The 26,973-nt window shown below is 58.0% G+C and carries 25 protein-coding genes; 18 read left to right on the top strand and 7 right to left on the bottom strand.

Annotated features, from left to right (window positions below):
* Positions 1-61: 61 nt before the first annotated feature.
* Together ACP7B1_RS13975 and ACP7B1_RS13970 are read left to right on the top strand one after the other, a co-directional pair.
* Entirely contained in the window at positions 62-1,255 is a 1,194-nt protein-coding gene (locus tag ACP7B1_RS13975) for a (R)-mandelonitrile lyase (protein ID WP_426137014.1), read from the top strand.
* Positions 1,256-1,369: 114 nt separating this feature from the next.
* On the top strand, positions 1,370-2,050 hold the full coding sequence (locus ACP7B1_RS13970; protein ID WP_426137013.1) for a class I SAM-dependent methyltransferase: 681 nt from the start codon (positions 1,370-1,372) through the stop codon (positions 2,048-2,050).
* On the opposite strand, the gene ACP7B1_RS13965 is transcribed toward ACP7B1_RS13970, so the two are convergent.
* From ACP7B1_RS13965 to ACP7B1_RS13950, 4 genes are all read right to left on the bottom strand, one after another.
* Positions 2,025-2,834 carry an ABC transporter ATP-binding protein gene (locus tag ACP7B1_RS13965; protein ID WP_403183485.1) on the bottom strand — a complete coding sequence of 270 codons (810 nt, stop codon included), beginning with the start codon at positions 2,832-2,834 and terminating at the stop codon, positions 2,025-2,027. The genes ACP7B1_RS13970 and ACP7B1_RS13965 overlap by 26 nt on opposite strands.
* Before the next feature lie 8 nt (positions 2,835-2,842).
* Entirely contained in the window at positions 2,843-3,814 is a 972-nt protein-coding gene (locus ACP7B1_RS13960; protein WP_426137043.1) for a FecCD family ABC transporter permease, read from the bottom strand.
* 65 nt (positions 3,815-3,879) lie between these two features.
* Positions 3,880-4,857, bottom strand: coding sequence for a FecCD family ABC transporter permease (locus ACP7B1_RS13955; RefSeq protein WP_426137012.1), 978 nt, complete (start codon positions 4,855-4,857; stop codon positions 3,880-3,882).
* 52 nt (positions 4,858-4,909) lie between these two features.
* Complete coding sequence (locus ACP7B1_RS13950; RefSeq protein ID WP_426137011.1) at positions 4,910-5,875, bottom strand: ABC transporter substrate-binding protein; 966 nt, start codon at positions 5,873-5,875, stop codon at positions 4,910-4,912.
* Positions 5,876-6,258: 383 nt separating this feature from the next.
* Here ACP7B1_RS13950 and ACP7B1_RS13945 point away from each other — a divergent pair, with 383 nt between their 5' ends.
* From ACP7B1_RS13945 to ACP7B1_RS13930, 4 genes are all read left to right on the top strand, one after another.
* Entirely contained in the window at positions 6,259-8,013 is a 1,755-nt protein-coding gene (locus ACP7B1_RS13945; RefSeq protein WP_426137010.1) for an alkaline phosphatase, read from the top strand.
* Between the two features lie 67 nt (positions 8,014-8,080).
* The gene (locus tag ACP7B1_RS13940) at positions 8,081-8,545 is read left to right on the top strand and encodes a hypothetical protein (protein ID WP_426137009.1); all 465 of its coding nucleotides are present in this window, start codon (positions 8,081-8,083) and stop codon (positions 8,543-8,545) included.
* Positions 8,546-8,549: 4 nt separating this feature from the next.
* A complete protein-coding gene (locus tag ACP7B1_RS13935) occupies positions 8,550-9,236 on the top strand; it encodes an ABC transporter ATP-binding protein (protein ID WP_426137008.1) in 687 nt (228 codons plus the stop codon).
* Entirely contained in the window at positions 9,233-10,504 is a 1,272-nt protein-coding gene (locus ACP7B1_RS13930; protein WP_426137007.1) for an ABC transporter permease, read from the top strand. Before ACP7B1_RS13935 ends, ACP7B1_RS13930 begins: the two co-directional genes overlap by 4 nt.
* Positions 10,505-10,720: 216 nt before the next feature.
* Here ACP7B1_RS13930 and ACP7B1_RS13925 read toward each other — a convergent pair whose 3' ends face one another.
* Together ACP7B1_RS13925 and ACP7B1_RS13920 are read right to left on the bottom strand one after the other, a co-directional pair.
* Positions 10,721-11,785, bottom strand: a complete 1,065-nt coding sequence (locus ACP7B1_RS13925; protein WP_426137006.1) for a 2Fe-2S iron-sulfur cluster-binding protein — start codon at positions 11,783-11,785, stop codon at positions 10,721-10,723.
* Positions 11,786-11,874: 89 nt separating this feature from the next.
* Positions 11,875-12,732, bottom strand: coding sequence for a LysR family transcriptional regulator (locus tag ACP7B1_RS13920; protein WP_426137005.1), 858 nt, complete (start codon positions 12,730-12,732; stop codon positions 11,875-11,877).
* A gap of 128 nt (positions 12,733-12,860) precedes the next feature.
* Here ACP7B1_RS13920 and ACP7B1_RS13915 point away from each other — a divergent pair, with 128 nt between their 5' ends.
* A complete protein-coding gene (locus ACP7B1_RS13915) occupies positions 12,861-13,943 on the top strand; it encodes an amidohydrolase family protein (protein ID WP_426137004.1) in 1,083 nt (360 codons plus the stop codon).
* A gap of 11 nt (positions 13,944-13,954) precedes the next feature.
* Positions 13,955-14,308 carry a Rieske (2Fe-2S) protein gene (locus tag ACP7B1_RS13910; protein ID WP_426137003.1) on the top strand — a complete coding sequence of 118 codons (354 nt, stop codon included), beginning with the start codon at positions 13,955-13,957 and terminating at the stop codon, positions 14,306-14,308.
* Between the two features lie 45 nt (positions 14,309-14,353).
* Here the strand turns inward: ACP7B1_RS13910 and ACP7B1_RS13905 are convergent, their stop codons facing one another.
* A complete protein-coding gene (locus ACP7B1_RS13905; protein WP_426137002.1) occupies positions 14,354-15,019 on the bottom strand; it encodes a TetR/AcrR family transcriptional regulator in 666 nt (221 codons plus the stop codon).
* 156 nt (positions 15,020-15,175) lie between these two features.
* On the opposite strand from ACP7B1_RS13905, the gene ACP7B1_RS13900 reads away from it, so the two are divergent.
* The 10 genes from ACP7B1_RS13900 to ACP7B1_RS13855 all read left to right on the top strand — a co-directional run bounded on the left by ACP7B1_RS13900 (position 15,176) and on the right by ACP7B1_RS13855 (position 26,964).
* A complete protein-coding gene (locus ACP7B1_RS13900) occupies positions 15,176-16,030 on the top strand; it encodes an alpha/beta fold hydrolase (RefSeq protein WP_426137001.1) in 855 nt (284 codons plus the stop codon).
* Between the two features lie 162 nt (positions 16,031-16,192).
* A complete protein-coding gene (gene pip / locus ACP7B1_RS13895; RefSeq protein ID WP_426137000.1) occupies positions 16,193-17,158 on the top strand; it encodes a prolyl aminopeptidase in 966 nt (321 codons plus the stop codon).
* A 21-nt stretch (positions 17,159-17,179) separates the two neighbouring features.
* On the top strand, positions 17,180-19,003 hold the full coding sequence (locus ACP7B1_RS13890; protein ID WP_426136999.1) for a S9 family peptidase: 1,824 nt from the start codon (positions 17,180-17,182) through the stop codon (positions 19,001-19,003).
* Between the two features lie 24 nt (positions 19,004-19,027).
* A complete protein-coding gene (locus ACP7B1_RS13885) occupies positions 19,028-20,452 on the top strand; it encodes a M20 family metallopeptidase (RefSeq protein WP_403183438.1) in 1,425 nt (474 codons plus the stop codon).
* 72 nt (positions 20,453-20,524) lie between these two features.
* Entirely contained in the window at positions 20,525-22,144 is a 1,620-nt protein-coding gene (locus tag ACP7B1_RS13880; protein ID WP_426136998.1) for an ABC transporter substrate-binding protein, read from the top strand.
* Between the two features lie 149 nt (positions 22,145-22,293).
* Positions 22,294-23,361, top strand: a complete 1,068-nt coding sequence (locus tag ACP7B1_RS13875; protein WP_426136997.1) for an ABC transporter permease — start codon at positions 22,294-22,296, stop codon at positions 23,359-23,361.
* A gap of 9 nt (positions 23,362-23,370) precedes the next feature.
* Complete coding sequence (locus tag ACP7B1_RS13870) at positions 23,371-24,303, top strand: ABC transporter permease (protein ID WP_426136996.1); 933 nt, start codon at positions 23,371-23,373, stop codon at positions 24,301-24,303.
* A 5-nt stretch (positions 24,304-24,308) separates the two neighbouring features.
* Positions 24,309-25,172 carry an ABC transporter ATP-binding protein gene (locus tag ACP7B1_RS13865; protein WP_288192301.1) on the top strand — a complete coding sequence of 288 codons (864 nt, stop codon included), beginning with the start codon at positions 24,309-24,311 and terminating at the stop codon, positions 25,170-25,172.
* Complete coding sequence (locus ACP7B1_RS13860; protein WP_426136995.1) at positions 25,169-25,963, top strand: ABC transporter ATP-binding protein; 795 nt, start codon at positions 25,169-25,171, stop codon at positions 25,961-25,963. Before ACP7B1_RS13865 ends, ACP7B1_RS13860 begins: the two co-directional genes overlap by 4 nt.
* On the top strand, positions 25,963-26,964 hold the full coding sequence (locus tag ACP7B1_RS13855; protein WP_426136994.1) for a serine hydrolase domain-containing protein: 1,002 nt from the start codon (positions 25,963-25,965) through the stop codon (positions 26,962-26,964). The genes ACP7B1_RS13860 and ACP7B1_RS13855 overlap by 1 nt, the downstream gene beginning before the upstream one ends.
* Positions 26,965-26,973: the final 9 nt, after the last annotated feature.

Genomic DNA, 26,973 nt, shown 5'->3' with positions numbered 1-26,973 from the left:
GTAGAACCCAGGCCATCGGCGATTCCAGAAGCCGCCGGATCTACCAACAAGGAGAAGCATCGTGAAAGCCATCACCACAAGTCTTGCCATGTCGGCATTCGCAGCCACGGGTGCTGAAGCGCAGCAGAACCCCCGCGTGGCTCCGCCGTCTGTCTACGACGTTGCGCCCGGGCTTGGCCATTTCACCGATGATGTTCTGTTCGGTGAAGTGTGGAAACGCAGGGATCTGAGTCCGCGCGATCGCAGCCTGGTCACTATTTCTGTTTTGATCTCGACCGGGAAGGGGCACGTCCTGGCCAACCATGTGAAGCGGGCGCTGGAAAACGGCGTGGAGGCCCGCGAAGTGGGCGAAGTGGTCACGCACCTGGCATTCTATTCCGGCTGGCCCAATGCGATGTCGGCTGTGACAGAGATCAAGAAGGTCTTTGACGAACTGAAGATCGCGCCCGTCAGGGATAGCGACGATGCACTTATCCAGTTGGATGCTACGGCAGAAGCTGCCCGCAGCGCGTCCGTGGCTGCCAACGTGGCGCCGACCGCGCCCGCCCTTGCCGACCTCACCAACCGGGCACTGTTCGGCGATCTGTGGCAGCGCCCGGATCTGTCGGCCCACGACCGAAGCCTGGTTACGATGACAGCGCTGATAGCGATGGGACAGCCTGACCAACTGGCATTCCATCTTAACCGCGCCTTGGATAACGGACTGACACGGGAAGAGGCGGCCGAAGCCATTACCCATGCGGGATTCTATGCCGGTTGGCCGCGTGCCATATCTGCGGTGCCAGTTCTCAAAACGGTTTTGGCAAGCAGGGAGGGCGCCACCGCGCAAACACCGGCCGGTGCCGATATCAAAGTAATCAAGCGCGACAGCCAACCTGTGAGCGGCCCCGAGGAATGCTTTACCGGCAAGGTCCAGGTGTCATCTGCCTACAAGGGCGACGGCGCTGCCCGCATAGGCGGGGCTACCGTATCATTCGAACCGGGTGCCCATACGGCCTGGCATATGCACCCCCTCGGCCAGACACTCTTCGTTGTTTCGGGGAAGGGCTGGGTTCAGAAAGAAGGCGGTGCGGTCCAGATCATGGAGTCGGGCGACGTTGTCTGGATTCCGCCGATGGTGAAACATTGGCACGGCGCGGCAGTTGACCAACCAATGGTGCATTTCGCGGTATCGGAGGCACTCGATGGCAACACCGTAACCTGGATGGAGAAGGTTTCGTCTGAAGACTACAGCCGGGGCCGGGAAGCGGAGTGAATGATCAGATGCCCGCAACATTTATCCGTCTGGCAGGCAACAATGTTGCCGCAGTTCCTGTTGTGCTCCTCCGGGAATGTGTAAAAGTGCATCAACACATGACCGGAGATTCCTATGCACAGCAGCACACCAAAAATCAGCACTTGGTACATCGATCCTGACGCCGAGGATGCCATGGCCGACGGGCATGCGCCGATCTGGCGGCATTTGATCGGTCTTTTGCCGGAACGGGATCTTTCCGGAAAGGCAGTGCTGGATTTCGGCTGCAATCAAGGTGGACTGCTGCGCCACCTCTACGCAATCCGGCCGTTTCGCAAGGCCCTCGGGGTTGATATTGCCGAGCAATCAATTGCAAGGGCCAATGACCTCAAGGGTAATCTGCCCGTTCAGTACCAGACCGCGGCCCATGTTGAGGGCTGGGATGGCGAGTTCGATCTGGCGATCAGCCATGAGGTGATCTATCTCGTTGCCGACATCGAAGCGCATGCGCGCGATATATGGCGAAGTCTGAAGCCCGGGGGCGTTTACTACGCGGTCACCGGTTGCCATACGGATAACCCGTTGTGGCCGAAATGGCGCGACCTTGTTGCGGAGAAGACCAACACGGTCGTGCAGGATCGCTCCATTACCGACTATGCCAGGGTATTTGAGGGTGCCGGGTTCGAGGTATCGGCGCGTAAACTCGAGTTTGACGGCTTCATTCCCTTTGTCGCCGATGGCTGGATGCCGGATTTTGCCGATGCGCTTACCTATTACACGCAGACCAAGATCATTTTCCGGCTGGTGAAACCATAATTTCGGACCGGATGAGCTCGATATCGAAATGAGGGCGGCTGCCGGGCGCGATGCGGACAAAATTGCCCTGCACACGAAATACCTTCTCGATCAGTCCGCTCCCGGCGAGCGCGTCCGGTTCGCCGTCGAAGAGCAACTGGCCCTTTTCCAATAGGGAAATGCGGTCGCTGATCGAGATCGCCTGGTTGATATCGTGAATGGCCATGATGATTGTTACGCCTCTTTCGCGGCTGAGGCGGTGCACCAGATTGAGCACTTCCACCTGAAAGCCGATATCGAGGAAGGATGTAGGCTCGTCCAGCAGCAGGATTTGGGCCTCCTGGGCAAGCGCCGCCGATATCCAGGCGCGCTGCCGCTCGCCCCCGGACAATTCATGCAGGCTCCGGTCCGCCAGATTGGCCAGCCCTGTGCTTTCCAATGCCCATTCTATCGCCCGTTCATCGTGACTGCTGTAGCTGCGAAACAGACCGACATGGGGATAGCGGCCCTGCCGCACAAGCTGTTCGACGGTCATCTCGTCCGGAGCTGACGGCTGCTGTGGCAAGAATGCTAGCTGTTTGGCCAAGGTGCGCCGTGACATTTCCCTGGCGGGCTTGCCGTTGATTTCCACCTGCCCCTCGTGGGGCGTGATCAAGCCGGCAATGGATTGAAGCGCGGTACTTTTGCCGGAGCCGTTGGGGCCGATGAGGGCCCGAATCTCTCCGGGCTTCAGATCAAGGTTGAAGCTATTCAATGCCTTGCGGCGACCATAGAAAACCGACAGTTGCGAGCAGGAAAGGGGCATTATGGTCCTCAAGGTATTTTGCGCAGGAGTGCGATCAACACAGGCACACCGAACAGGGCCGTGATCACCCCGATCGGAATCTCCTCGGCCTGCCCGAGCAGCCGGCCGAGGAGATCGCCCAGCGTGACGACGAATGCGCCAAGGGCAATGGTCAGCGGCAGCACAAGGGCAAAATGACGGCCCGCCAGAAAACGGGCGAGATGGGGAACGACAAGACCGACAAAGATGATGGGGCCAACGGCACCGACCGCACTTGCCGCAAGTGCGCACGACAACAGCAGGACGATTGAAAACTGTTTGCGATAGGAGAGGCCGAAGGAGCGCGCGACTGCTGGGTCGAACCGCAGCAGGTCTATGGAACGCCGCAGGGCCGGGAGCGCTGCAAGCCCGGCGATTGTGAAAGGCACAAGCAACAGGGCGTGGGTCCAGCTGCGCGCATAAAGGCTGCCGGACAGCCATTCCAGCAGGATTTCAATGCGCGCCGAGCCCCAGCCGGCAATCAACCCAATCGCGGCGGCATGCAACACGGCACCGATTGCAATGCCGCAAAGAGTAATCCGGAGCGGCCCCAGATCAAGCCGGAAGGCGAGGACGTAGATAAGGCCGCCCGCTGCCATGCCGCCCAGTGTGCCGATGGCGGGAAGCCATGCAAGGGGCAGCTCGGCGAGCGTGTTGGAGCCCGGCTCAGAGATGTAAACGGTGAAGACAAGGAAGACGGTGACGGCCAGGGTCGCGCCTTGTGAAATCCCCATGATGGACGGATCGGCGAGCGGATTGCGGGTGATGGTCTGCAGCAGGAGGCCAGCCAACGCAAAATGAATCCCGGCCAGCATACCGGTGACAATGCGCGGCAGCCGGATATCCAGAATGATCGATCTGGCTTCATCGGAGCCATGTCCGGTCAGGACGGCCGCTACATCTTTCGCCGGAATGTCGGCAACGCCCAGAAACACCGCGGCGATAAGGACGAGCACCATCATGGCCAGGAGAGCCAATACTGGTCCAAACAGGGAACGGCGGTGAACGGGAACGGACACGGTCATCGTCACTGTCCGCCTTTCAGCGAAAAGCGGCGTGTCTGGACCAGATAGATAAAGAAGGGGCCGCCGAGCAGCGCTGTGATAATACCCACCGGCAGCTCGCGCGGTAAAGCGACGCTGCGTGCGATGACGTCGGCAGTCACGACCATCAACGCACCGATGGCCGCCGTCAGCGCAATGGACCAGCCGATGTTATGCGGTTTGAGCAGCCGGGCGATGTGCGGCGAGACAAGGCCGACAAAGGCAACCGGCCCGGCGACCGGCGCGACACCTGCAACGGGAAGCACGGCGAACAGCAGCAGGACCGGTTTCCAGAAACGCATGTTCAGTCCCATGCCAATGGATGCATGTTCACTCAGAGCAAGCATGCCGATGATGCGGTGGCACGCAAAGGCGCCGGCCAGGCCGCCGAGCACCCACGGTGTCATGTATAGAAGGTGCGGCCACGATCTGCCTTGAAAACCACCGGACAGCCAGAAGAGCAGGGATGGCGCTTGCGGTCCGCTCAAGAGGAGCACATAGGTCGTTGCCGCGCCCAGGAAGAGGGAGATGCTGATGCCACCGAGTGCAAGATGCAGTGGTCGCCCCTCGCCGCCGCGCGATACCCAAAGGGTGACGGAAGCGGCGGCCAAACCGCCCGCCAGTCCGACAAAGGGATAATACACCGACGAAATCCATGGCAGGAATACGAAACAGAAGACGATGGGTGCCACCGCGCCCGACGCAACGCCGGTAATATCGGGACCAGCGAGCGGATTGCGGGTCAGCGCCTGCAGGAGATACCCCGAGACGGCGAGGCCGGCACCGGCAACCACGGCAGCAAGGCTGCGGGGCAGGCGCAGCGACCAGACAAGAATGGAATCGATCTTTCCATCCGGCGACAGGAGCACCGGCCATAGTTTGGACAATCCAAGCGGTTTGGCCCCGACGAGCAGGCCGGCAACAATCACCAAAAGGGTTGCCGCCACGATGAGTGTGGTCATGACCAATGACCGTCCCATGCCTGCTGCTTGCCGCCGTGCCAAGGAGATATCGCTACTGGATATCGGCAGGGATCAATTTTGCCGCCTCGGCTTTGACATCCACCTTTGGAAAGGTCTCCGGATACAGATAATGTGCTGCTTCACGCAAAACGATTTCGCGGGCTATCGGACCATTGGCTTCAACCCAATGATCACCGACATAGAAAACGCGGCCATTTTTGACCGCCGAAAGCTGCTGCCAGATCGGATTGTTCTCGTGGGGACGATCCGGACCGGAATCATAGACGAAAATGACCTCCGGGTCTTTTTCAAGCATGGTCTCAAGGCTCAACTCCACACCGAACGGTCCGCCTTGGCGCATTGGTCCGGCAATGTTGTCGCCGCCAAGCGCGGCAACGATCGAGGCCGTTGTATTCTCGGTGTGGAAGGACCATGGCGTATCTCCGGCCCACATGATCTGAAAGCGCGGATGCACGTCCTTCGGCGCTTTGGTGCTGTACTCGGCAAGGTGCTGCCGGAAAGCGGCATTGAGTTCCGTACCGCGTTCCGGCTTGCCCAGCACCTGTGCAAGCTGGGAAATCTCGCGATCGCTTTCGCTCAAAAGCTCCATATTATAGGCCACGTAGGGTGCGATCTTCTGCAATTGCTCGGCATTGCCAATCGTGTAGCGGCGCATGGCAATGATGATGTCAGGCTTTGTTTCCGACAGCAGTTCCAGATTGGGTTTGGCGCGCTGGCCGATCTGTTTGATCTGCTTTGTCAGGCCGAGGAGAAAATCGGGCTCGCGGCCGGCTGCCATATAGGTCGTTGCGACCGGTTTGACGCCAAGCGCAAATGCCACGTCGGTAGCAAAGTAGGAAATGGAGGCGATACGCTTGGGATTAGCGGGAACTTCAATGGTGGTTCCACGATCATCGACAATTGACAATGTTTTTGCATTGTCGGCCGACGCCGATGCTGCGGTTAGAAGGCCGAGCAAACCGATTGCACAAAGAGACTTGAGGCCCTTACCAAACATGATGGCATCTTTCCTGACTGCGTGGAACTGTACACCGCTTTAGCCAATAAACATGATATATTCAATCATATTATCTTGCGGTTTCCGCAATAAGATGCGTGAAAAACCCGTTCGCCGGCGGGTAAGGAACTTATCCAATTTGCGGATAAGCCTTTTGGCAGGAACAACAAACGATCGTTTTCCGATCACCAGCGATTTTATGCAGCTGGCTTCCGATCATTGGGCTTCAGACATGACAATGCCCCACGGCAAGTTCTGCAATAAAGCTGCTGTGATCGTTGCATCCTGTGAACTTACGGGTTGTAAAAACTGGCGCGATTTCATCCGGCTGTCATCCGGGATTTATAAAGGAGGGGGGAAGCTAACCAAGTTGGGGGTATGAAATGCGTAAACTTTTCCTTGCGGCGTCGTCGGTGGCACTCTTGTCCGGAGCGGCCCAAGCGACAACGATCTATCCGCTGGACCGGGCCACAGTCCTCGCAGGCTCGCCATTCGATTTCAAGGTTGAATTCAGCAAGGTCGTGAAGCCGGAAGACGTGAAAGTCACGATCAACGGTGAGAGCTACGACGCCGTTTTCGGCAAGGCCGCCCAATTCGTCGCCGAGGAGAAGGGCGCCGAAGACAAGGTGCTTGGATCCGCGCTCATCCTGCGCGACATCAAGCTTGCGAAGCCCGGCCAGTACAAGGTCGAGGTGTCGGCTGGCGACGAGAAGAAATCGGTCGGCTGGGATGTATACACAACATCAGACACGCCCAAGGCCAAGAACATCATTTTCCTTTTGGGTGATGGCCTTTCCGTTGCGCATCGCACCGGTGCCCGCCTCATGTCCAAGGGTATGACCGAGGGGAAGGCCAATGGCCGCCTTGCCATGGACGACATCCCGCCCGTCGCCTTTATCGGCACCTCCTCGACCTCGGCCATCGCCACTGATAGCGCCAACACCATGTCGGCTTATATGACCGGCCACAAGTCCGCGGTAAATGCGCTTGGCGTCTATGCTGACCGCACGCCAGCCAGCCAGGACGACCCCAAGGTCGAAACGATCGGTGAGGCTCTGCGCCGCACCGGCAAGAAGTCGCTCGGCATCGTGACGACATCCGAAGTCCAGGACGCGACACCTGCCGCGCTCGTTTCGCATACGCGCAAGCGCGCCGACAAGGCTGACATCGTCGGCATGATGTACAACGTCAAGCCGGACGTGCTGCTCGGTGGTGGCTCGGCCTACTTCCTGGCCAAGGACGTGCCCGGTTCGAAGCGCAAGGATGACAAGGACTATATCGCGCTCTTCAAGGAGGCCGGTTACGCCCTCGCCACCGACAAGAATGAACTGGCCGCCGCGTCCGGCTCGAACCAGGGCAAGCTGCTCGGCCTCTTCCACACCGGCAACCTCGACGTCACGCTCGATCGCGAATTCCTCAAAAAGGGAACCGTCGACAAGTTTCCCAACCAGCCGGGCCTGGTCGATATGACCAAGGTGGCGCTCGACAGGCTGTCGAAGAATCCGGATGGCTTCTTCCTGATGGTGGAGGCTGCGTCCATCGACAAGATGAGCCATCCGCTCGATTGGGATCGCGCTTTGGTCGATACGATCGAATTCGACAAAGCCATCGCGGCTGCACGCGAATTCCAGACGAAGAATCCGGATACGCTGATCGTCGTCACCGGTGACCATACGCATGGCGTTTCGATCATTGGCACCGTCGATGACGATAAGCCGGGCACGGAAATGCGCGACAAGGTCGGCACCTACGCCGCGGCAGGCTTCCCGAACTACGAAGACAAGGACGGCGACGGCTATCCGGACCGCGTCGATGTTTCCCGTCGTCTGTTCATCGCAGCCAACAACGGCCCTGACCATTACGAGACCTTCCGTCCGAAGCTCGATGGTCCTTTCGTTCCGGCGATCCAGAACGAGAAGAAGGAATACGTCGCCAACGAAGCTTACAAGGACGTGCCGGGTGCCGTCTTTGTCCAGGGCAACATCCCGCGCGATGAGGATAGCGGTGTTCACGCGGTGGACGATGTCGTGCTTCAGGCCGTTGGCCCGGGTGCGGAAGGCTTCCGTGGTTACATGGAACAGAGCGACGTCTACCGCGTCCTGGCTGACGCTTTCGCGCTCGGTGCGTCAAAGATGTAAATCTGTCCGGCGGACCAACAGGACAGGCGGCCGAAAGCCGCCTGTCTTCCCGCTTAAGGAGATTGCGATGACGGAGAAGAAGACCTTTGCTATTGGTCGTCGGGCGCTGCTCACGGCCGCTGCGGTCTTGCCTTTCATAGGCATTGCCGCAAGCGCAAGCGCAGCCGAGAAACTGGGGTTCGGCGAGCTCTACAAAAGCTTTGGTCCGCTCGGTCTCGAATTTTCCGACAAGGTGAAGCAACTGAGCGGCCAGGAGATTGCCATCAGCGGCTTCATGGCGCCGCCCCTCAAGGCGGAGGCGGCATTTTTCGTCCTGACGGAAATCCCGATGTCGCTCTGCCCGTTCTGTTCCTCAGACGCCGACTGGCCGGACAATATCATGGTCGTCTATCTCTCGGCCAAGCAGACCTTCGTGCAGTTCAATGCGCCGATCATCGCGCGTGGGGTGCTGGAGTTCGGTTCCTGGACCGATCCGGAAACCGGCTTCATCAGCCAGTTGCGTCTTCGGAACGCGGCCTTCAGGACCGTCTGACACCATGCTCGCACTCGACGTTTCCGATCTCCAAATGCATTTTCCGGGCCTGGCTGCGCCGGTCCTTGCCATCGAGCGATTTCATCTGCCGGCCGGTGGCCAGCTGGCGATCACGGGTGCTTCCGGCTCGGGAAAAAGCACATTCGTCAACGCGATCACCGGCCTGGAAAACGTCACGCACGGCAAAATTTCTTGGAACGGCATGGACATCACCCGTCTTTCCTCCGGCCGGCGCGATGCTTTTCGCGCACGCAACATCGGCCTTGTCATGCAGGATTTCCATCTTTTCCCCGGGCTTTCCGCCTTCGATAACGTGGTGCTCCCGGTCAGGCTTGCGCGTCGGTTGACCGTCGAGGAGCGGGAGCGTGCGCTGGCGCTGCTTTCAGCCACCGGGATCGACCGTGTCAGTCAGAGGGTCGAGACATTGTCGCGTGGTGAGATGCAGCGTGTCGCCGTCGCCCGCGCGTTGTTGCAGCGTCCCGGCGTCATCGTCGCTGACGAGCCGACGGCCAGTCTTGACCGCCATGCGGGCAACGAGGTTGCCGAGCTTCTGCTGCGGCTTTCCGCAGAGCAGGGCACGACACTGGTGGTGGTCACGCATGATGCGTTTCTTGCGGAGCGTCTTGGCCGCCGCATCTGCCTGGCGAGCGGGCGTGTCGAAGAGGACAATGAAGAGAGTGCCGCGCAATGATGAAGTTCATTTTTGCCGACCTGCGGCGATTCTGGAGCGGCGCGCTGGCCGTTGTGGTGCTCATTGCATTGTCCGTCGCCTTAAGCGTGACCGTGACGCTGCAGGAGCGGGCTGTCCGGCTCGGCAGTGCGCGTGCGGCCGAGAAATTCGATCTGCTGGTCGGAGCAGCCGGCAGCGAAACCCAGCTTGCGCTTTCGGCCGTATTCCTGCAGCCGGCGCCGCTGCCGCTGATGGAGGGCGCCGTTCTCGGCCGCCTCGCCAACGATCCGCGCGTCGAACTGGCGGCGCCTGTCGGCTTTGGCGATTCGGCTGACGGGTTTCCGATCGTCGGCACCACGACCCGCCTGATTTCGGCGCTGTCCCCGAACCTTGCGCAAGGGGCACATTTCGCGCGCCTCGGCGAGGCGGTGGTTGGCTCCGACGTGGCGCTGTCGCCGGGCGCGCTGATCAAGCCGATGCACGGCACAGCGGAAACGGGCGGTGAAACCCATACGGCGATTGTCTACAAGGTGACTGGCCGCATGGCGCCGACGGGAACCGCTTGGGACCGCGCCATCCTGGTGCCGATCCGGGCCGTATGGCAGCTTCACGGCATGCATGGTGAGGAACATCATGACGGTGAAAGCGGGGAAACCGAGTTGCACGGTCCCGGGCCGAAAGATCACAGCCATGAGCACGAGCATGGCCATGTCGATGCGGATGCGCCCCTGGACGAGCGTTTCGATGCGCAATCCCCTGGCGTTCCCGCCATTCTCGTCAAGCCGAAGACGGTTGCCGACGCTTACCGCCTGCGGCAGGAATACCGCACAGGCGCGACGCTCGGCGTCTTCCCGGCGGAAGTGCTGACGCGGCTCTACGCGACCTTGGGGGACGCCCGCAGCCTGCTTCTGGCAATTGCTCTGGGCACGCAGGCGATCGTCATTGCCGCCATCGTGCTGGTGACGGTCATGCATGTCGGATCAAGGTGGCGGCAGATCGGCGCCTTGCGTGCGCTCGGCACTCCGGTTCGCTCGATCATCGCGCTCGTGTGGGGAGAGCTTTTCCTGCTGTTCGTCGCCGGCATCGTATCGGGAATAGCCCTCGGCTACGCCGCGGCATCGGCGATCTCGGCGTGGCTGACCGCATCGACGGCCGTCCGGCTGCCGGTTGATTTCGCGCCGGACGATCTGTGGCTGGTGATCGGTTTTCTCGCTGTTGCGGCGGTTGTTTCCATTGTTCCCGCGTTTGCCGCTTTGCGTTCCAGCCCGGCTGCCGCTTTGCGTGCGTAGCCGCTACCGGCAATACTGACGCCATGTTTACGTGACGAGATCGCTTGGCTTCTTCAAAAGCCGGCTCAGCAACAGCGTGGAAATCGGGAAACACCCCTTTTTCATGCGTGATCACGGCGTCCTGCAAAGATCCAAAGAAAGTGACCTTCAAATCATGCAGCACTGACGGCAAGCTGATAACGCCAAACCTGCGACGGTCATTGAAACCGTGAGTCCTCAAGCTGCCAGGGTTACCGCTCCTCGCGGCCTGCTGCAGCAGGCCAAGACGTAACCCTCGGCTTTTTCGTCGTCGGATAATCCGCCCAGATCGTCCATTTCGACCGCTCCCTGGGTCATCTTGACCTTACAGTTTCCGCAGACGCCTTGCTGACAGGAACTGTCGATCCAGACGCCTGTGTTCAACGCCGCTTCAAGCAAGGTCTCGCCGGCCGCGCATGTGCCATGTTTCCCCGACAGTGAGAAATAGACTTCACCGCCGAGACCATCCGCTTCTTCGATAATGATTTTCTCGCCGAAGCTTTCTTCGTACTGAGCCGCGATGGCTGTTTCGCGGGCCATCGCTCGGGCGGCCTTCATGAAGCCCTCTGGACCGCACATGAATATTTCCCGCTCCGCAAGATCGGGCACGAGTGACCGCATCAATGCCGCTCCCATCTGGCCCTTGTGGCCACCAAAACTTTCCTCCTCGCTGTCGTCGCCCACGACCAGATGCACTTTGACGCTCGGGAACCGCTTGGCGATGAACTCCAATTGGTCCCGAAAGATGATATCTTTCGGCGTTCGCGAGAAATAGACGAACACGACATCGGTCTGATCAACGACATCGGTTATGTATTGCAGCATCGAGATGACGGGCGTAACGCCCGAACCGCCGGATAGAAAGAGCGGTTTGTGCGATGGAATATCAAGATAGTTGAAACGGCCGCCGATATCTGCGATTTCCACCCCCATTCCAGGGTGCATGTTGTCATTCAACCAGTTCGACACCAGGCCGCCTGGCACGCGTTTGACCGTGATCTGAATATTGTGTGGGCGGGTCGGGGTCGAACAAATCGAGTAGGCGCGTGGGCAGAGCTTCCCATCGATTTCGAACTTGAAGGTGACATACTGACCCGGCTTGAAATCAAAGCAGCGGCTCTGGCTATCCTCGAATACGAAGGTCTTGCTGTTGTGCGTCTCCTTCACCACGGCCTTGCACACGAGTGTCGCGGGGCCACCACGGTAGCATGGCTGCTGGTTGGCAGCGGATAGGGAATAACGAAAGGGTGGGTTCATGAACATCGCGCACCTCCAAACAGGTGCGACATTGATATCAAGTTTGGCGATCCGAATTCACCTAGTAAAAATCCGTTTTCAATCGATAATTCCGATCATCGGTGATCGATGACCTCCTTTAGAAGCTTGAGCGCCCAAACCACAACAGGGTCCCGCCTTCGCCGCATGTGGACCGCTGAGAAGACAGGTTGCAGGATCGTCGGCGCATCCTGGACAATCCGTATTGTCGAAAGTTTGGACTGTGCGCCCGCAAATGCAAACCTTGGTAGATAGAGCGTGCCTCCGTACCGACCCAAGAGCTCGATCGCAAGGTCGTCACTCCCGATCACCATGCTCGGAAACGCGAATTCGGGAAGCAGTTCGTCCAGAGCCCGTTCGAACGCGCTTGTGTAAGCCACCTTAATGTAGCGACTGAAGTTGACATCTCCCAGGGTGTCGTGATCGGTCGAGACCATTACGAATTCAGTCGCTCCAAGATCGGCGACCTGAACATCCGGCGTCAATTGCGGTGCGAACATGATGCCGACGTCCGTCTCGCCCGCAAGAATGTCGCGTTGAATCTGTGACGAGAAATTGATCTCGACATGCAAGTCGAGATCGTCGTCTTCGTTCCTTAGCCTGTCGATCCAACCTATCAGATACGCTCTGACCAAACTGTACTGGCAGGAGATGTGGAGATGACGTTTCCGGGCGGCGGCACCGCTCGCCACGTCCCGCCGGGCATGGCCCCAGAGCGTGAGGAACGCCCGGCAATGTCCCTCGAAACGGCGTCCTGCGGGGGTCGGTTCCGCGCCGCCACGACCTCGTTCGAAGAGCCGCGTCCCCAATGTCTCCTCCAACTGACGAATGCGGGCACTGACGGTCGATTGCATAATATTCAAGCGCTCGGCAGTCCGCTTGAAATTTCCAGTTTCCATCACGTCGAGGAAGGTGATCAGAAGGGGGATATTCATTTTTCCTATCGCTAAAACAGATCGATAATCGAAATTGACTGATATTTGCCGATTGATCTTTGGTCAATAGGGTGGAGACGGAGGGAGAAGCCGGCAGATAGGCCTCCCGCGAAGCCTAGGAGACCCTGATGTTCATCGTTGATACCGACTGTCACAATTACTGGTGCAGCGCCACAGTGCTTGAGCCCTACATGGAGGGGTTGTTCAAGGACATGTTCGTCCGAGGCGAGAAGACTGGGCCACGTGGTGCGTTTCCCCACGGCCATCGACCATGGTTTCACCCCGAGGGCTTCGCCCGTCACGACGTAAACCCCGTCGAGGAAGACGACAACTATCTCATCATGAAGGAAAAGCACCTCGACAAATACGATATCGACATCGCGATCCTGACGGGCGACGAACCGATTGAGGCTTCCACGCTTGCCAATCCCTATTATGCAAATGCACTCTGCAAGGCCTACAACGACCATATGATCGACTATTGGCTTCCGAAGGATATTCGGTTCTGGGGATCGATGGTGGTCGCGCCGCAAGACCCCAAGCTTGCGGCCGAGGAAATCCGCCGGATCGGTTCGCATCCCCGTATTGTCCAGGTTCTGGTAAGCCACGGTGCCCAGCGGCCTTATGGCGATCCCTTTTATCATCCGATCTTCGAAGCATGCGCAGAAATGGGATTGCCGTTCGCGATGCATCTTGGCGGACAAGGTGGTGTGAATGCGAATCCTATTGGGGCTGGGCCTTCGACTTTTTTCTGGGAAACACACGCGATCCTGCCACAGTCGGCAATGACCCATATGGCCTCGCTGATCGCGCAGGGCGTGTTCGAGAAGTGGCCGGAGCTCAAGGTCGTGATCATCGAGTGTGGTGTTGCCTGGGTTCCTTCCGTGTTGTGGCGGCTGGACTCCAACTATCGGGCACTGCGCAAGGAGACCCCCTGGCTGAAGCGCCTACCATCTGAATACTTCAAGTCGAACATCCGCATGTCCACGCAGCCGCTTGAACAGCCGCAGAACATCCAGCACCTCTGGGCGACACTGGAGGCTATGGATGGCGAGAACACATTGCTCTTCGCATCCGATTATCCGCATTGGGACTATGACGATGTGACCAAACTCCACATACCGCCCGCCTGGCGTGAGAAGGTGCTCGGTCTCAACGCACTCGAGGTCTACAAGCGCATACCGCGTCCTGCGGCGATGGCCGCCGAGTAAGGAGAGAAGCGATGGCATCAAAACATTTTGCCTGCAAGGCATCGGAAGTTCCGTCTGACGCTGCCAAGATTGTGACGGTCTGCAAGCTCTCCCTCGGTCTCTTTAAGCTGAATGACGGGTTTCACGCCCTTCTCAATGTCTGCCCGCATAAGGGGGCGGCGCTCTGCGAGGGCCCCTTATGTGGGACAACCAGGCAAACAGACAAGACGGAATTCATATATGAGCGTGCGGGGGAGTTGGTCCGATGCGCATGGCATGGCTGGGAATTCGACATCCGGACCGGAGAGTTCCTGGTCGACCGCAGTGTCCGGGCAAGGAGCTTTCCTGTCTCCCTCGAGGGCGACGATATCTACGTCCATATCTGACGCAAATCTTCCTCGCACCAGCTTCATCAGTTGAACAACTCCAATCTATGCCACACCCCTACGGTGTCCTTTTTTGCAGTCCGAGAGGTTCCGAGCCCTGATGCCGGCCACAACCTCACCAGCGATCTGCCTAAGGTCTTCGCGGGAGGCGCCGTCGCGTGCCTGGACGGAAAGGCCCTGCAGGATGGTGACGAGGTAGCGGGAGAGGGACGCGGCACGATCCCGATCCAGCCACGGTTTGAGTTTGTGAGCAATGGTGTCGCGCATCAAACCTCGGCGCTCCGCCAGTTCGCGGGCAAGGTCGGCGTGGTCTTCGCCGCACTGGATCATGCCACTCGAAATCATGCAGCCACGTTCCTCGCCAGGCTCCGTGATGGCATCGATGGCACTATTGAGGAGGGTTTCAACGACGTCGCGTAGATTGGTCATTTGACTGAGAGTGTTCAGTGCCTTTGGCATGCCGGAATATCGATCGAGCGCCTCACGGTAGAGACCAGCCTTACTGCCGAACGCCGCATAGAGGCTCGGCGGCGCGATGCCTATCGCTGCCGTCAGATCGTTCAACGAGACACCCTCATAACCATGGCGCCAGAACAGGCGCATGGCGATATCGACCGCCTGGTCCCTGTCGAAGGTCCGCGGCCCGCTCCGCCGTTTCTTCACGAGCTTATCCATAGCGATCACTAAAGACAACTTGACAGCAAAAAGCAAGTGCTTATCCTGTAGTGATCACTAAACATAAGGATGGACATTGTGAATAATCGGATATTGGCGATGCAGGAAAACAAGCCGCCGATCGAGCTGGATGCCCGCGGGTCGAGGCGAACCAGCCTCGTTTCGATGATGTGCGCGCTATGGTTGGTCCTGATGATAATTATGTCCTCGGCCGTGATGGCGGAACAGAAGGACTACGTTGTGAAGTCGCCGGACGGTGTCGACATTGCGGTCCAGGAAGCGGGCAATCCTGCCGGACGGCCCATTGTCTTCATTCACGGATTGCTCGGGAGCCATCTCGACTGGGAGAACCAGCTGAACAGCCCCGACCTTTTGCGTTACCGGCTGATCACGTTCGATCTTCGCGGCCATGGACTTTCGGGGAAACCGCAGGATGCGCAGGCCTATGGCGACGGACGCCGCTGGGCTGATGATCTGCGCGCCGTGCTTGAGGCGACGAAGGCCGAAAATCCGGTTCTTGTCGGCTGGTCGCTGGGCGGAGTAGTCGTTTCCAACTATGTTGCAGCTTACGGCGATGACGAGATCGGAGGCCTGGTTTATGTGGGTGGTGTCATCGAACTGAAAGCCGCGCTTTTAAGGCCGCATCCCGAAGTCTATGCGGGCCTTGCTTCGGATGACCTGAAGGTTCACCTCGATGCAATGCGCGACTTTCTGGCGCTGTGTTTTGCGACGCAACCGGATCAGGCAACGTTCGAACGGCTGTTGTCCAATGCGGCTATGGCATCGTGGATCATGACCCGAACGGTACCTTCCATGACGGTCTTTGCGGCGGAAGGGCTGCCCAAGGTCAAGGTTTCCATGCTGATGCTTTACGGCGAAAAGGATGCACTGGTCATGGCGCGCGCGAGCCTTGAGCGGGCGAGGGCACTCAATCCGGCAATTCGCTCGCAGATCTATGCCGATTCCGGACACGCGCCATTCCTGGAGGACGCGCAGCGGTTCAACCGCGACCTGGCCGACTTTCGGGAGTCCGTTTCAACGCACTGAAGACGATAGCGATGCGCGCCGAGCCCGCAACTTTATTCCATTTTGGAATAAGCAGTCTGAAATTGCATTGGCCAACTCTCAAATTTACCGACTATAAAATTTGCGACCGCGGAAAAACAAAAAATCGCGGCAAAGGGACATGATGGTGTTTGAGGGGGACGGATGGATACGGAAATCCTGCCGAACAGGGAATTTCGTCTGGTTGTCAGCGCGACGCATGAACTTTCCGTTTTAGAATATGGTAATCCCGAGGGTATTCCGGCGGTCTTTCTGCATGGGGGCCCTGGCGCTGGCGTGTCTGCAAAGCAGATTGCAAGTTTCGATCTTGCTGCCTATCGCGTCGTCACCTTCGATCAGCGCGGCGCGGGGCGCTCGACGCCCCTCGCGGAGCTAGTCGAAAATACCACACAGCACCTGATTGCCGACATGGAACAGATTCGCGAGTTTCTTGGCATCGAGTGCTGGCTGGTTGCCGGCGGTTCCTGGGGATCGTGTCTGGCGCTCGCCTATGGCATTGCTTTTCCACGTCGATGCCTTGGATTTCGGCTGCATGGCATTTTCCTGGCGGACCAGGATGACATCGACTGGTGGTTTCACGGCTGCCGGGCTATTTTTCCCGATCATTGGCAAGAATTCGCTGAATTCATACCTGTCGAGGAACGCGGCGATCTTCTGAAAGCCTATTATGCGCGTCTGACCTGTGGTGAGCAGGCTGTTGAACTCGCTGCCGCGAAGGCCCTGCGTGGTTTCTCAGCTCGCACGCAGACATTCGAACCAAGCCTTGATCATGTAAGGCAGCTGTTGCATCCGGATGCGGCCTTGGCTGTTTCGCGGATTTTCACCCATTATTGCGTGAATCAGGCGTTTTTGCCGGATGGCCATCTGCTGGAAAACATCGATCTCATCCGTCATCTGCCAGCAGAAATCGTGCAAGCGCGGTACGATACCGTGACGCCAATGGCGACGGCGTGGAAGCTCAGGAATGCCTGGCCGGAAGCCGCCTTCACGATTGTTACCCTTTCCAATCATCAATCGACGGTTGGGCCCATGGCGAAAGAACTCAAGGCAGCCTCCCGCCGGTTGGCAACTGCGATCAAGGTTGCCGCGCCGGCCGCCGCCGCTGGTTAATCCCATAGACGAAAGACAGATATGACGACGCTCGACGCACTGCAAACTGACCCCGCGCTTTCGATGTCACACTACATTGATATCAGCAAAGCGGTAAAACCCGCCGTTTCGCCCGATGGCGAGCTGCTGGCTTATTTGAGCGACGAAAGCGGTACGCTGCAGGTCTGGGTGCGTCCACTGGCGGGCGGGCCAGCCCGTCAGTTGACCACTCTTTCAGAACCGGTTGGTAATCTTGCCTTCAACCCAAAGAGCCACGACCTGTTGATCACAACGGATTGGGGAGGGGACGAGCGTCATCAGCTCTGGCTGATCGAAAATGCCAAGGAAGAGCCACGCCTCCTGACGACCGACACGACCGTTGTTCATGGCTGGGGATGCTGGTCGCCCGACGGTTTGCAGATTGCTTATTCGGCCAATTATCGCGACCGCGCGCATATGGATCTCTACGTGATGACGATCGCGACGGGCCAGGTGAAATGCGTCCATCAAGGCCAGGGTTGGCGAACGCCCTTTGCCTTTTCTCCGGACGGGACGTTCCTGCTCGTCAATGACTGCCAAAGAGCGATGATGGATCAAGATTTCTGCAGACTGGATCTTGCCACCGGCGCCTATGAAAATATCTTGCCCCATGTGGGGCGAGCGCGTTACCTCGCGCCCAAATTCTTCAAGGATAATTCCGGTATCCTGATGATCTCCGATCAGGAGAGAGAATATCTCTCGCTAATCGTAAAGCTGTACGAGGCTGATACCCTCTTGGAACTTGCAGCCTTTGCGGAGCAGGATATCGAGGCATTGGCGATAGCGCCCGATCAAGCCAGGATCGCGCTCGTGGTAAATCGCCAGGGTTGGAATGATCTGGTCATCATTGACCGCGCCGGAAACACCCTGAAGCAGTTCGCAACACCCATGCCTTGCGTGATTGGTTCCGTTGCTTGGACACCCGATGGCACGGCGCTCGTCATGCCAATCGAGGGTGCGGCCACGTCAGGTGATATATGGTGCTGCGATGCTGAGACGGGTAAGTTCGCGCGGCTGACGGATGCGTCCAAAGCCGCTGCCGGATTGCCGGACTTTATCGAGCCGACCGTGACCAGCGTTGCGGGCTTCGATGGGCTCGACATTCCTTATTTCGTCTATCGGCCGAAAGTCCCGGCAAAACCAAATGGCTATCCTGTCATGATCATCGTCCATGGCGGACCCGAGGCACAGTGGAAACCGGATTTTCGCGCCGACATTCAATATATGCTGGCCAAGGGAATCATGGTCGTGGCGCCGAATGTTCGTGGAAGCACCGGCTATGGCCGTCGCTACCAGCATCTCGATGACCGGGAGTTGCGGATGGATAGCGTTGCGGATCTCAAGGCCGTACGTATCGCCGTGGGTGCAAGGCAGGACGTGGATGAAAGCCGCATCGGGGTATTCGGCCGTTCCTACGGGGGGTTTATGGTGCTGTCGGCCATGACCGAATATCCGGATCTGTGGCGCCTGGGCGTAGAATATTACGGAATCGCCAACTTTTTGACCCTGTTGCAGACCACTGGCCCGTGGCGCAAGCAATTGCGTGCTGCCGAATATGGTGATGTGGAAACCATGCGCGGCGCGCTGGAGCGTTATTCGCCCATCAATCGGATTGATGCCATCAATGCGCCGTTGATGATCGCTCATGGCATGGAAGATCCGCGAGTAACGCCGTGCGAGAGCGAGATGGTTTATTCCTGCCTGCGCGGCCTCGGCAAGCCGGTGGAATATCTGCGCGTTCCGCATGAAGGGCATGGCTTTGCCCGTATCGAAAACCGTCGTCGTGTCTTTGGTGCTCTGGCCCGCTTCATCGCCGAAAATCTTTAAATTGAACAATCTGGGAGTAGCACCATGAAAAATGGTGATGTGATATGGGATCTGGTCGACTCGAAGAGGAGCGCTTTTGAGGCTCTGAGTGACCGTGTTTGGGCAATGCCCGAGATAGCCTATACGGAGTACAAGTCCTGCGCCGAACATACATCCATGCTGCGCGCGCAAGGATTCAACGTTACCGAATGCGTTGCCGGTATTCCGACGGCAGTGATGGGCGAAGCGGGCGAGGGCGGGCCGGTCATCGCCATCTTGGGCGAATATGATGCGCTGCCAGGCCTCAGCCAGGAGGCTGGCATTGCCGAGCCGCGCCCGATCCCAGGCACTGGGCATGGTCATGGCTGCGGTCATAATATGCTTGGTTCTGCCGCACTTCTTGCAGCGACTGCCGTCAAGGATTGGCTGGCGACAACAGGGGCACGAGGTCGCGTGCGCTATTATGGCTGTCCAGCGGAGGAAGGGGGCGCCGCCAAGGCGTTCATGGTGCGCGCAGGCGCTTTTGACGATGTGGACATTGCCATTTCGTGGCATCCGGCATCGTTCACGCAAGTGGACGACGCGCAATCGCTTGCCAATACGCGCATGGATTTTGAGTTTACCGGCCGGGCCTCTCACGCCGCCGCCGCACCGCATCTGGGGCGTTCTGCCCTCGATGCGGTGGAGCTGATGAATGTCGGCGTCAACTACCTGCGAGAGCATGTGCCTGCCGATTGCCGGATGCACTACGCCTATCTCAATGCCGGCGGCATCGCTCCCAACGTCGTGCAGGCCAAAACCAAGATCCGCTATGCGATCCGTGCCACCGATTTGCCGGGCATGTTTGCGCTCAATGAACGGGTGAAGAAGGTCGCGCAGGGCGCGGCCATGATGACCGAAACCACTGTCGATATTTCGATCATGAGTGCGGTGTCGAATCTGCTGGGCAATACACCGCTTGAAACCATCATGCAGTCCAACATGGACCGGCTGGGCGGTGTGCCGTTTGATGATGCGGACCGGGAGTTCGCCGCAAAAATCCAGGCTACGCTGTCGCGGGAAGACATCGAAACCGACTATCAGCGTGTTGGCCAGCCGCTCGCGGACAATGCGCCGCTTTGCGATTATGTGCTGCCGCGCGAACAGAAAGGTGTGCCGATGATCGGCTCTACCGATCTGGGCGATGTCAGCTGGGCGGTGCCAACCGTCCAGGCGCGTGTGGCCACCCATGCCATCGGTTCGCCGGGTCACTCCTGGCAGATCACGGCGCAGGGCAAAATGCCTGCCGCGCATAAGGGAATGGTCTACGCAGCCAAGATCATGGCTGGAACAGCTTTGGATGTTTTGCGAAACGAAGCCCTGTTGAAAGACGCCAAGGCTGATCATCAGGCACGTATCGCGAAAACACCCTATACCTGCCCAATTCCACCGGAGGTGAACCCGCCACTCCAGCCGCGCCCAGCGGAGTAATCCGGTCTGGCACTGCGTCTGTGCGGATGCGGTGCCCTCCAAGCTACATGAAAATCATAAAAGGGGACGAACATGAGCGATTTGAAAACCAGAACCATTTTGCGCCGCAGCACAGCGCTTATCCTTGTTGCGGGCCTTGCAGGTATCAGTTTTACGGCAGAAGCGGCATCGCCACCCAATACGCTGGCAATGGCCTGGAATATCGATGCCATCAGCACGTTTGATCCGGCGCAAATCGGTGAAGCGGCCACCAACGAGATCATCCAGAATATCTGCGATCCGCTCGTCGATTTCGATCCTGCCGATGAAACGAAGCTTGTGCCCAAGCTGGCAAAGAGCTGGGATGTTTCCCAGGATGGACTGCAGATCACTTTCCACATGCGTGACGACCTGGCGTTTCCGTCCGGTGAAAAGGCAACCGCAGGTGACATGGCGTGGTCGTTGCGCCGTGTTGTGAAGCTTGGCTTTGGCAACGCCGCGACGCTGACCGAATACGGTTTCACCAAGGACAATGCGGACCAGAGCATCACTGCCCCGGACGACAAGACGCTGGTGTTCAGGCTTGATAAGCCCTATCCGGCCAATCTCATTCTGGCTGCCATTGCCGCCAATCGCGTTGCCGCACTTCTCAATCAGAAAGTGCTGATGGCAAATCAGGTTGATGGCGATATGGGCAATAAATATCTTGCCACACGTTCGGATTGTGTCGGACCTTACAAGCTCATGCGCTGGAATCCTGCGGAAGTTGTCATTCTTCAGGCCAACGCCAATTATTGGGGCGAAGCGCCGAAGCTGAAGCAGGTGTTGATCCGCCACGTCTCAGAAGCTGGAACGCAGCGCCTGCTGCTGGAAAAGGGCGATATCGACATTGCCCGCGATCTGACGCCGGAAGATTTGCGCGATCTTGAAACCCAGAACAAGGCAACAGCCTCGCGTGCTTTGAAGCCGTCGCTGTTCTACTGGAATTTCAACAATGCCGATCCGGTTTTCGCCAATGAGAAAGTGCGTCTGGCGATGCGCTATCTCATAGATTATGAAGGTCTTGGCAAAACGGTCGTCCATAATGTGGGTGTTCCGCGCGCAAGCTTCGTTCAACTCGGCGCGTTTGGTGCGCTCGATGAAAGAGATGGTCAGCCGTTCAAGCTTGATGTGGAAAAGGCCAGGGAGCTTCTGAAAGAAGCTGGCTATCCCAATGGCTTTGAAACAACGATGTTCATCAGCACTGCACCTTATGCGGCTCCGATTGCACAAAGCATTCAGGATGCTGCTGCCAAGGCGGGTGTGAAGATCAAGATCGAGCGCATGGCGAATGCGCAATTGTTCAGCCGTATCCGTGGCCGTGAATTTCAGACGTCTTTGATGGGCTGGCAGACAACAGTGCCGGATGCGCATGGCAACGCCTCACGCCAGATTTTCAATCCAGACAACCGTGCCGAGGCCAAGCAGACCATGTATCCGAGCTGGCGCGCCAGCTATTTTGACGAGGGCGTCAACAAACAGGTAGATGACGCCCTGTTTGAAAAAGATGAATCCACGCGCAAGCAGAAGTATGTCGATCTGCAAAAGCAGATGATGGAGAAAGGTCCGCACGCCTTCATCTTCCAGATCTACAACGTTGCCGGCGTCAGCAAGGCCATGAAGAACTGGAGCTGGAACGGATTCCGCGTCTATTACGATCTGGCTGCGAAATAACGCGTTTCAATCTCCTGCCGGTCCACTCCCGGACCGGCGGCCCCACGTCGATCAGGTGATGTCTGCAACTGCCTCAAAGCGGGAGCGCACATTACCGGATGTGGCGGTGGATTTCGCATCCTTATTCATCTTGTTCAGGATCAAAGCCGATGACAACGCACGACATTCTGGAAGACCTGGAAGGCGACGAGGAGTTCGGTCCTGTGCTTCTCTTTCTCGCTGCCTCCGCGCGCCTGATCTTTTCCGTGGCTGTTACACTTCTGGGCTTGGTCACGCTGACATTTTTCATCAGCCGTCTTTTGCCGCTTGATCCGGTCGTTGCCATGCTGGGCGATAATATCTCCCAGGAGGCTTACGACATGATGTATCGCAAGCTTGGTCTCGACCAGCCACTGATTGTTCAATATGGCCTCTATCTCAAGAATGCGGCGATGTTCGACTTCGGCAATGCGCTGACGTCGGGACGCCCTGTGCTGGAGGATATTGGCCGCGTCTTTCCGGCGACCATTGAACTGGCCACGGTCGCCATCATCATCGGGACGGGCTTCGGCATTCCGCTTGGCGTGTTTTCGGCCATGTACCGCAATTCACCGCTGGATCATGCCGTGCGCATGATCAGTCTGCTTGGTTATTCCACTCCGAATTTCTGGCTTGGCCTTATGGCGCTCCTGATCTTCTATGCCACGCTGGGATGGATCGGCGGACCGGGCCGCATTGACTTTCTCTATGAATATACGGTCGAGCCGACGACGGGCTTCCTGCTCATTGACAGCGCAATGCAGGGGCAATGGGATGCTTTTGGCAATGCCATCAGTCACGTCATCATGCCCGCCCTGATCCTTGCATTCGGCTCTATGGCCTATATCAGCCGCATGACGCGCGGCTTCATGATCGAGCAACTCAATCAGGAATATATCATCACCGCCCGTGTCAAAGGGCTTTCCTGGGCACGCACTGTCTGGGGGCACGCTTTCCGCAATGTCGCTGTTCAAGTGGTTACGGTTGTTGCGCTCTCCTATGCGTTTCTGCTGGAGGGGGCTGTCCTGACGGAAACCGTGTTCGCTTGGCCGGGGTTTGGCCGTTATCTCACCAATGCGCTTCTGGCCGGTGACATGAACGCCGTCGTTGGATGCACATTGATCGTCGGCATCCTGTTCGTCGGCATCAATCTGATCAGCGATCTCCTCTATCGCATTTTCGATCCTCGAACCCGATAGGAGCCATAGATGAGCAATGAACTCACGACAAATCCGGCGCGCTCGTTCAGTTCTCTGGGTGAATGGCTGACCGCGCCCGTGCCGACCTCTGCATTGCAAGCCAATGCACAGCAGCTGCGACGCTCCTGGTTGAAGCTTCTCTCCAATACCTCAGCCGTTTTTGGCCTCTTTGTGATTGTGCTGCTGGTTCTTGTGGCGTTGTTTGCGCCCTATATCGCCACCCATGATATCGGAACCAATGATCTGGCGAACCGGCTGCAAAGGCCGTCATGGGCGCATTATTTCGGGACCGATGAACTGGGGCGCGATATTTTCAGCCGTCTTGTCTTTGGCTCGCGCATCACGCTGTATATTGTCACGCTAACCGCGATTATCGCCGCACCGATTGGGTTGATCGTTGGCACCACTGCCGGCTACATCGGCGGCTGGGTCGATACGGCTTTGATGCGTATTGTCGATATTTTCCTCGCCTTTCCCAGTCTCGTTCTCGCCCTGTCTTTTGCCGCTGCGCTTGGGCCCGGCATTGAAAACGCAGTCATCGCGATTTCGCTTGCCGCCTGGCCGCCGATCGCCCGTCTTGCCCGTGCGGAAACCCTGACCATCCGCTCCTCCGACTATGTCGCCGCGATCCGCCTGCAGGGCGCATCCACGATGCGTGTGATTGCAAAACATGTCGTGCCGATGTGTATCCCCTCGGTCGTCATTCGTATCACGCTCAATATGTCGTCGATCATTCTGACAGCTGCGGGCCTTGGTTTTCTGGGCCTGGGCGCACAGCCGCCAAGCCCTGAATGGGGCGCGATGCTTTCCAGCGGCCGTGAATTCATGATGACCTCGTGGTGGCTTGCCGCGGTGCCGGGCTGCGCAATTCTTCTTGCTAGTCTCGCCTTCAATCTTTTGGGCGATGGTCTGCGCGATATTCTCGATCCACGGAATGGATAAAGATCATGACAAAACCTTTGCTTGAAGTTGATGATCTCTGGGTGTCGTTTCCGGGCGTGAAACACGATATCGACATTGTGCGTGGCATCAGTTTCTCAATCGGACGTGAGAAGGTGGGAATTGTCGGCGAGTCTGGTTCGGGCAAATCGATGACGGGCCGTTCGGTGCTGAAACTCACGCCGAAATCTGCGCAAATTCGTGCGAAGGCAATGCGTTTTGACGGCGTCGACCTGCTTTCTGCCAGCGAACGGAAGATGCGCACGATACGGGGCAACCGTATTTCCATGATCCTGCAGGATCCGAAATACTCACTCAATCCCTTGATCCGTATCGGCGATCAGATCATGGAAGCCTATCGTCTCCATCATCGCGCACGGCCCGCAATAGCCAGACAAAAAACGCTGGCCATGCTGGAAGCCGTTCATATTCGCGATCCGGAACGCGTCATGAAACTGTTCCCGCATGAGATATCGGGTGGCATGGGACAGCGCGTGATGATCGCCATGATGCTCATTCCGGAACCGGACATGATTATTGCCGACGAACCGACATCCGCTTTGGACGTGACGGTGCGCCGGCAGGTGCTGACGGTTCTGGATGAACTCGTCAGCCGTTCTGGCACCGGGCTGATGTTCATCAGCCACGACCTCAACCTGGTCGCCGATTTCTGCGACCGCGTTCTGGTGATGTATGCGGGCCGCATTATGGAGGACCTGCCTGCCAAGGAACTGCATAAGGCCAGACATCCCTATACGCAGGCGCTTTTGGCCAGTCTTCCGCGGCTCGATCACCCGGTCGACATGCTGAAAGTTCCTGAGCGTGATCCGAGCTGGCTGAGCGGTGCAACTCTGAGCGAGGGACAGGCATGATGAATGACATTGGGGGACCACACGTTGATGTGTCGGATCTGTCGGTTATTTTCGGCAAAGGCCGCAAACGGACCGCCGTGGTCAAGAAAGCTCGTTTTCACATTGCACGGGGCCAGGCCTATGGCCTGATCGGAGAATCAGGCTGCGGGAAGTCGACGATTTTGCGCGCGCTTGCGGGATTGATCCCGCATTATCAGGGCCGTTTCATCTTTGATGGTCAGCCGATGACGGGCGCGCGCGACAAGGCATTCTTTCGCCGGGTGCAGATGGTGTTTCAGGACCCCTACGCTTCGCTGCACCCGCGCAAACAGGTGTACAAGGTACTGGCTGAATCTCTTGCGATCCATGGCATGGACCGCAGGGAAGAGCGTATCCGCGATGTGCTGGCAGCCGTCGGGCTTGGGCCGAACTTCATGTATCGCTATCCGCATGAATTGTCGGGCGGCCAGCGCCAGCGCGTGGCAATTGCCCGCGCACTGATCATTGAACCTGAGGTGCTGCTGCTGGATGAGCCGACCTCGGCGCTGGACGTATCGGTTCAAGCGGAAATTCTTAATCTTTTGAAGACGCTGCGCCGCGAGCGAAACCTCACCTATCTCATGGTTTCGCATGATCTGGCCGTGGTCGCGCATATCTGCGAGCGCGTCGGTGTCATGCACAAGGGCATTATACTGGAAGAACTCACCGCAGACGATCTGCGGCAATCACGGGCCAGGGATTCCTACACACAGGATTTCCTGCAGGCGAGTGTCGAGGCGGTGGCACACAATCATGACAAGGACATGCAATAATGAACTATCATTCGGCAGCCAATCCAGCCGGGGATTGGGAGCGGATCAAGGACCCGTCAGCCGCTGGTTGGCTGGACAAGGGGCTGCAAGCGGTTGAGGCCTGCGCTGATGCTCAGGAAACTGATGCTTTGATGATCGTGCAGGGTGGCAAGATTGTTTACACCTATGGCGACATCACCCACAAATATCTTTGCCATTCGATCCGTAAAAGCGTTCTGGCGGCCCTGATGGGACAGGATGTCGAGGACGGAACCATTGATCTGAGCCAGACGCTGGAAGCATTGGGCATTGACGACAATGATGGACTGAGCGCAGTCGAAAAGCAGGCAACCGTCTACGATCTGCTGACCGCTCGTTCGGGCATTTATCACGCTGCCGGTTATGAAACGCCGTGGATGCGAATGATCAAGGAAAAGCGACACGCCCATGCCCCAGGCACTTTCTGGTGTTACAACAATTGGGACTTCAATGCGCTCGGCACGATCTTCGAACAATTGACGGGCAAGACGGTCCATCAAGCCTTCGATGAGCGCATCGCCAAGCCTTTGCAATTTGAGGATTTCTCGCTTGCCGGTGCAAAGCCTGACGGTTGGCACGATCATTTCACTGAAAGCCGCCATGCGGCTTATCCGTTCCGCTTATCGACGCGGGACCTGGCCCGGTTTGGCCAGCTTTATCTGCGCCATGGTTCATGGAATGGCGCCCACATACTGCCGCAGGGCTGGGCGCAGGAATGCGTCATGCCGTATTCCCACGCCGGTGCGCGTGGTGCCTATGGCTATATGTGGTGGCTGGAGCGGGACGGCGTATTTTTCCCTGGAGTCGTGGCACCTAAGGGCAGCTATGCCGGCTTTGGCGCGGGCGGCCACTTCTGTATCGTCATGCCGGCGCTGGATATGGTGCTGGTGCACAGGGTCAATACGGATGTGCAGGGGCGGCAGCTTGACCGTCACAAATTCGGACGGCTCCTGAAGCTCGTCCTGGATGCATTTCAGGGGTAGTGCAACATG

This window comes from Phyllobacterium sp. SL163 (genome assembly GCF_049896885.1).
Lineage (GTDB): Bacteria > Pseudomonadota > Alphaproteobacteria > Rhizobiales > Rhizobiaceae > Phyllobacterium > Phyllobacterium calauticae.
Note: the sequence above shows the minus strand (reverse complement) of the source record. Positions and strands in the feature narration are given on the sequence as shown.